4 protein-coding genes are annotated in these 5,754 nt (G+C 68.2%); 3 read left to right on the top strand and 1 reads right to left on the bottom strand.

The genetic code is table 11. The annotated features are described in order from the left end of the window. Positions 1 to 661 precede the first annotated feature (661 nt). The gene (locus tag KF684_14120; GenBank protein MBX3354060.1) at positions 662 to 2,737 is read right to left on the bottom strand and encodes a cation-translocating P-type ATPase; all 2,076 of its coding nucleotides are present in this window, start codon (positions 2,735 to 2,737) and stop codon (positions 662 to 664) included. A 183-nt stretch (positions 2,738 to 2,920) separates the two neighbouring features. On the opposite strand from KF684_14120, the gene KF684_14115 reads away from it, so the two are divergent. The 3 genes from KF684_14115 (at position 2,921) to KF684_14105 (ending at position 5,736) form a co-directional block, all read left to right on the top strand. After that, positions 2,921 to 3,979 (top strand): NAD(P)-dependent glycerol-3-phosphate dehydrogenase, encoded by a 1,059-nt coding sequence (locus tag KF684_14115; protein MBX3354059.1) that lies wholly within the window; start codon positions 2,921 to 2,923, stop codon positions 3,977 to 3,979. Further along, a complete protein-coding gene (locus KF684_14110) occupies positions 3,976 to 4,626 on the top strand; it encodes a hypothetical protein (GenBank protein MBX3354058.1) in 651 nt (216 codons plus the stop codon). Before KF684_14115 ends, KF684_14110 begins: the two co-directional genes overlap by 4 nt. 195 nt (positions 4,627 to 4,821) lie before the next feature. After that, positions 4,822 to 5,736, top strand: coding sequence for an MBL fold metallo-hydrolase (locus tag KF684_14105; GenBank protein MBX3354057.1), 915 nt, complete (start codon positions 4,822 to 4,824; stop codon positions 5,734 to 5,736). Positions 5,737 to 5,754: the final 18 nt, after the last annotated feature.

Here is a 5,754-nt window from a genome sequence, read left to right as displayed (position 1 = left end):
GGCGCCTTGGGCGAACGCGACCGACGCGCACGCGAGCGCGCCGACGACAGAAACACACGAACGGATCTTCACGGCGACGCTCCTCGGAACGGAGTGACTCGATCAACGCGGCCCGCGACGCCCTCCGGGGGCCGGGCGCGCTCTGTGCAACCCCAATCTACCGGAAACACTGGCGGATTGGAAGGTCTGAGAACCGGAAATCCGCGGGAAATCTGCTCCCTCCCCCATCGAAGATGGGGGAGGGCGGGGAGGGGGCTACACCTTCTTTGGGCTTCGCTCCTCTCTCTCTCGTCTCTCCGGTCTCCCTTCCCTCTCCGGTGCCACCACACGAAGTGTGGTGCCTACCCATCCTTCCCTTTCTCGATCTGAGGAAGAGTGGGAGACGGAAAGGTGAAGCCCCAAGAAGGTGTAGCACCACACTCCGTGTGGTGGCACCGGAGGAAGTGAGAGAGAGAGAGAGAGAGAGAGAGAGAAGAGAAAGGCAGAGGTTGGGGAGGGAAGACGGGAGGTTGGGTAGCCCTCCCCTGGCCCCTCCCATCTCGCTACGCTCGATAGGAGGGGAAGCGGAGAGGAGAGGGAGCAGAGACATTCTCAGTCTCTCTCCGACCACAACCTCGCTCTTCCTCCTCCGCGCTCTCCGCGGCCCTCCGCGTTGAATCTCTCACGCGCTCGGCGCAGGCCGGCTGACGGCGGTCGCGGTCCCCAGCGCGTACTTGCGACCGGGCTTCTTCTCGTCCTCGCCCAGCAGCGTCTCGCCGGTTTCCTCGGCGTAGGCCTCGCCGAAGCGCACGAGCCGGAAGCTGTTGCCGATGACAAACAGGTCGCCCACGAAGTGGTACAGCACCGCCACGCCGATCGCGACGAAGCCCGTGGCCGCCAGGACAAGGCCGATCAGCGCGATGATGAACGACGCGACGATGTTCTGCATGATGATCGCGCGCGTCCGTCGCGCCAGCTCGATGAGGAACGGGATGCGCGACAGGTCGTCGTTCATGAGCGCGACGCCCGCGGAGTTGGTCGCGATGTCCGAGCCCGACAGGCCCATCGCGACGCCGACATCGGCGCGCGCGAGCGAGGGGCCGTCGTTGATGCCGTCGCCGACCATCAGCACGCGCCGGCCCTGGGCCGACATCGCGCCGATGAGGTCGTGCTTCTCTTCGGGCAGGCACTCGGCCTCGACGCGGTCGACGCCCACGCTCTGGCCGACGCGCTTGGCGACGCCGAAGCGGTCGCCGGTGAAGATCGCCACGGTCTTGACGCCCAGGTCGCGCAGGCGCGTCACGACGTCCTTGGCGTTGCTGCGCACGCGGTCCTCGAGCCCGACGGCGCCCAGATACCGCCCGGCGCGCATCACGTGCACGCCCGACATGCCCTCGATCTTCTCCTCGACCTTCGCGATCGCGTCGCGCGCGTCGGGGTTGACCTCGATCAGCCACGCGCCGCGACCTGCGAGGATCTCCTCTCCGTCGACCCACGCGCGCACGCCGCGACCGTGGACCTCTTCGTAGCGATCGACGCCGGCCGGCGCGATGCGCGCCCGCTTCGCGGTGTCGATGATCGACTTGGCGAGCGGGTGGTTGCTCTGCTGCTCCGCGTCCGCCGCCGACTGCAGCAGCGACGCGCCCTCGACGCCCTCGGCCGGCGCCAGGCGCGACACCGCGAAGCGACCCGTCGTCACCGTGCCCGTCTTGTCGAGCACCACCGTGTCAACCGTCGCCGCGGCCTCGAGGTAGTTCGTCTGCTTGATCAGGATGCCCAGCCGTGCGGCGGCGGCGAACGCGGCCACCATCGCCGTCGGGCTCGCCAGCAGCAGCGCCGAGGGGCACACGACCACGAGCACCGTGATCGCGGTCTCCGCGGCGCGCTCGCGCGTGTACGGGTCCATCGAGCGGGCCATCAGGAACCACACCAGCCCGGCGATCGCGATCGCGACGGGCACGAACGCCTGCGCCACGCGCTCGATGATCAGCTGGTTGGGCGAGCGCGTGCTCTCGGCCTCGCGGATGAGTTCGGTCACCTTGCCGATCGTCGTCTGCGCGCCCACGCCCGTCACGCGCACCTCGACGGTGCCCGTCAGGTTCGTGGTGCCGGCGTAGACATCGCTGCCCTCCTGCACTTCCGCCGGGACCGCTTCGCCGGTGAGCGAGGCCTGGTTGATGCTCGACTGCCCTCGCACGACCACGCCGTCGACCGGCAGGTTCTCGCCCGGGTACACGCGTACGACCATGCCGACCTGGACCTGCTCGAGCCCGACCTCGCGCTCGTCGCCGTCCTTGGTCAGCAGGCGCGCCGTGTCGGGGGTCAGCTCGACGAGTTGCGAGATCGCGCGCTGCGCGCCCCACGCCGTGCGCCGGACGACCTGATCGGCGATGAGGAGAATGAACGCGAGGAACCCGGCGATCTCGTAGCGCCCGATCGCGATCGCCGCGATGATCGCCAGCGACGCGAGCGTCGCGCTGGTCCAGCGTCCCTTGGCGAGTTCGCGCACGGCGCTGAGGAACAGGGGCAGGCCCAGCACGATCGCGCCGATGCCGGCCGGGATGTCCGCCGCGAGGTGGTTGATCCCCAGGAGTCGCTTGGCGATGGTGGTCGTGAGCACGAGGACGCCGCCCACGAGATAGACGACGATCATGCGCTCCAGACGCATCTCGCCGTGCGAGTCTTCGCCCAGCTGGGTGCGCGTGACGCCTTCCATCGGGCCGGTGGCGGAGTGAGCGGGGATCGCCTGATCGGGCATGGAGAGCTCCGGGAGGGTCGGGACCTGTGCGTCGGGCCTGCTGTCGTGGTCGTCGCACGCGACGCGAGGGCGTCACGGGCGTTCGCCGGCGGTTCGTATAGTAGAGCGCAGGCCCGACCTGTCGTTCGTCGCGCCGGGCCGCCCGGTTCGCGCCGCCGCAATCACCCCCCGGAACACGCCCCCATGACCACGACCCGCCCCATCTCACGCGTCACCATCCTCGGGGACGGGCAGATGGGGCTCGTCTGCGCCGCGATCCTCGCGCCCAAGACGCCCGACCAGCAGACCGGCCCGCGCCGCGTCACCCTCTGGGGCCACACGCCCCAGCAGGTCGTCGCGCTCGCCGGGAACCGGACCTCCTCGCGCCTCAAGGGCTTCGTCCTTCCCGAGTCCGTCGATGTCGTCGCCGACGACGCCGCCGCCCTCGAGGGGACCGACCTCATCGTCTGCGCCGTGCCCACCCAGCACATCCGCGGCGTGTTCACGCGCATGGCCCGGCGCGTCCCCCCGGGCGTGGGCATCGTCTCGTTCTCCAAGGGCGTCGAGAACTCCACCCTCCTGCGCCCAACCCAGGTCATCGCCGACGCGCTGGGCGAGTTGTCCCCCGGGTCCGTCCCGGTGCGCCCCCTCGCCACGATGTCGGGCCCCACCATCGCCGCCGAACTGGCGCGCTGCCTCCCGGCGACGCTCGTCGCCGCCAGCGTGAACGAGGCCTTCGCCGCCCGCCTCCAGGACCTCTTCACCACCAACTGGCTGCGCATCTACACCCACCCCGACCTGCTGGGCGTCGAACTCGCCGGCGCGACGAAGAACGTCATCGCGATCGCGGCGGGCGTCATCGACGGGCTGGGCGCCGGCTACAACGCCAAGTCCGCCCTCCTCGCGCGAGGCCTCGCCGAGATCGCGCGCCTGGGCGTCGCGATGGGCGCCCAGCGCGAGACCTTCTTCGGCGTCGCCGGCGTGGGCGACCTCGCCACGACCTGCTTCTCCCCCGAGGGACGCAACCGCTCGCTGGGCGAGGCGCTGGGCAAGGGCCAGAAACTCGACGACTACCTCGCCAGGAGCGAGAGCGTGGTCGAGGGCGTGGCGACGACGAAATCGGTCATGGACCTCGCGAAGCGCCAAGGCGTGGAGATGCCCATCGCCGCCGCCGTCCACGCGGTGCTGTTCGAGGGCCTGGACCCCCTCGACGCGATCGCGCTGCTGATGGCGCGGGAGCCGAAGAGGGAGAGGGTGGGGTGAGCATGGATCCAACGCAACAAGGTCAGACAGCGGGTTTCGACCAATCACTGGTCGATCACGCCGTTCGCTGCTGGGATGCCGAGAGAGAAAACGCAACTCGCCTGACAGCCCGCGTGAACATCGTGCTCTCGGTTGCTATTGCACTGTTCGGCCTCGGCTTGTTCCGGCTGGAGTGGCTGCGGGCAGAGAACCAGGTATCAAGAATCGACTCGCTCCTCGCGATCTATCTCATCAAGTCATTGCTGACCAGCTCACTGATAACGCTCGCCATCGCCTTTTGGCTTTTGATCGGCTCCACAACACCCAAACCGGAGCGAAAGCATCTGAAGGAAGCCGCCCAGGACGATTCCAAACCTCGCACGAAGCGCGCCTTTCAGGCGGCAGACCACTTGGCCCTGCCCTCATGGTCATTTGACGATCCCCCGAAGGACCCGGATACCGCAAGAAAGCTGGTCTTCGCGAGGGTCTATCTGGCCTACCTAGATCTTCGAAGGCGGAATGCTCGTAAGAGAGACCGGTTGGATCGTGGCCAGCAATGGCTCGCTTTGGCGTTGGCTTTGATCGGACTCGCGATCCTGTGTTACATTTGGGCGTCCGAACCCCCGATTCAGATGATAGACGAGCCGCCGATTCAGACGATAGAATGAACATATGAGCGAGGGACGCGATAGGGCTGCGGCAGCGCCATCCACCAAAGACAAGGTGGACGAGTTGTTTCGCAATCTCAAAGACTCCTCCTCCAAGACGAAGGCCACCGTGCGGAGACTGAGAGCCAAGCCCCGCGGGCCGCTTGGACGAGTCTTCAAGGTGAGTACGGCCACAGGGTAACCTACCCTCCCCCGGTGAACCTCCGCTTCCTCTTCCTCGGCACCGGCACCTCCGCGGGCGTCCCCGCGATCGCCTGCGACTGCGCCGTGTGCACATCCGACGACCCGCGCGATTCGCGTCTGCGCACCGCCGCCGCCGTCCTGTGGACCGACCCGACCGGGCAGGAGCGCGTCGTCCTCCTCGACGCCGGGCCCGACCTTCGTCAGCAGGCGCTCCGCCACAACCTGCAGCGCTGCGACGCCGTGTTCATCACGCACAACCATGTCGACCACACCTGGGGGCTCGACGAGATCCGGCGCTTCAACGCCGTCATGCGCCAGCCCATCGATGTCTTCGCCGACGCGAAGACCCACGACGACCTGCGCCGCGTGTACCGCCATGTGTTCGACCGCGAGCACAACATCAACGACTCGTTCGTGGCGCATGTCATCCCGCGCCTGCTCGAGCCGAAGAAGCCGATCGACCTGTTCGGGCTCCGCTTCACGCCGATCCCGCTGCTGCACGGGAAGCTGCCGGTGCTCGGCTTTCGGATCGAGGCAATCGGCAATCGGCGATGGGCAATGGGGGGAGACGGATCGGAACCCCCTCCCGCTCGCGGGAGGGGGCAGGGGGAGGGTCCGGGGGCGGGTCCGGCGCCTTCACCCACGGCGCCGCTGCCCCTCGCCTATTGCACCGATGTCTCCGCGATCCCCACCGAATCCTGGAAGCTCCTCACCGGGCTCGACACACTCGTCCTCGACGCGCTGCGCTTCCGCAAGCACCCCACGCACCTGACCATCGACGAGGCCTGCGTCGTCTCCGAGCGCGTGGGCGCACGCCGCACCTGGTTCATCCACATCGCCCACGATGTCAAGCACGCCGACGCCGACCCCGAACTCCCCGAGGGAGTGTCCCTCGCCTACGACGGCCTGACCCTCACCGCCGAGTGACCGCCAACCGGGGGCCGG

The organism is Phycisphaeraceae bacterium, from assembly GCA_019636675.1.
Lineage (GTDB): Bacteria > Planctomycetota > Phycisphaerae > Phycisphaerales > UBA1924 > JAHBXC01.
This window is presented reverse-complemented; position numbering and strand designations above follow the sequence as displayed.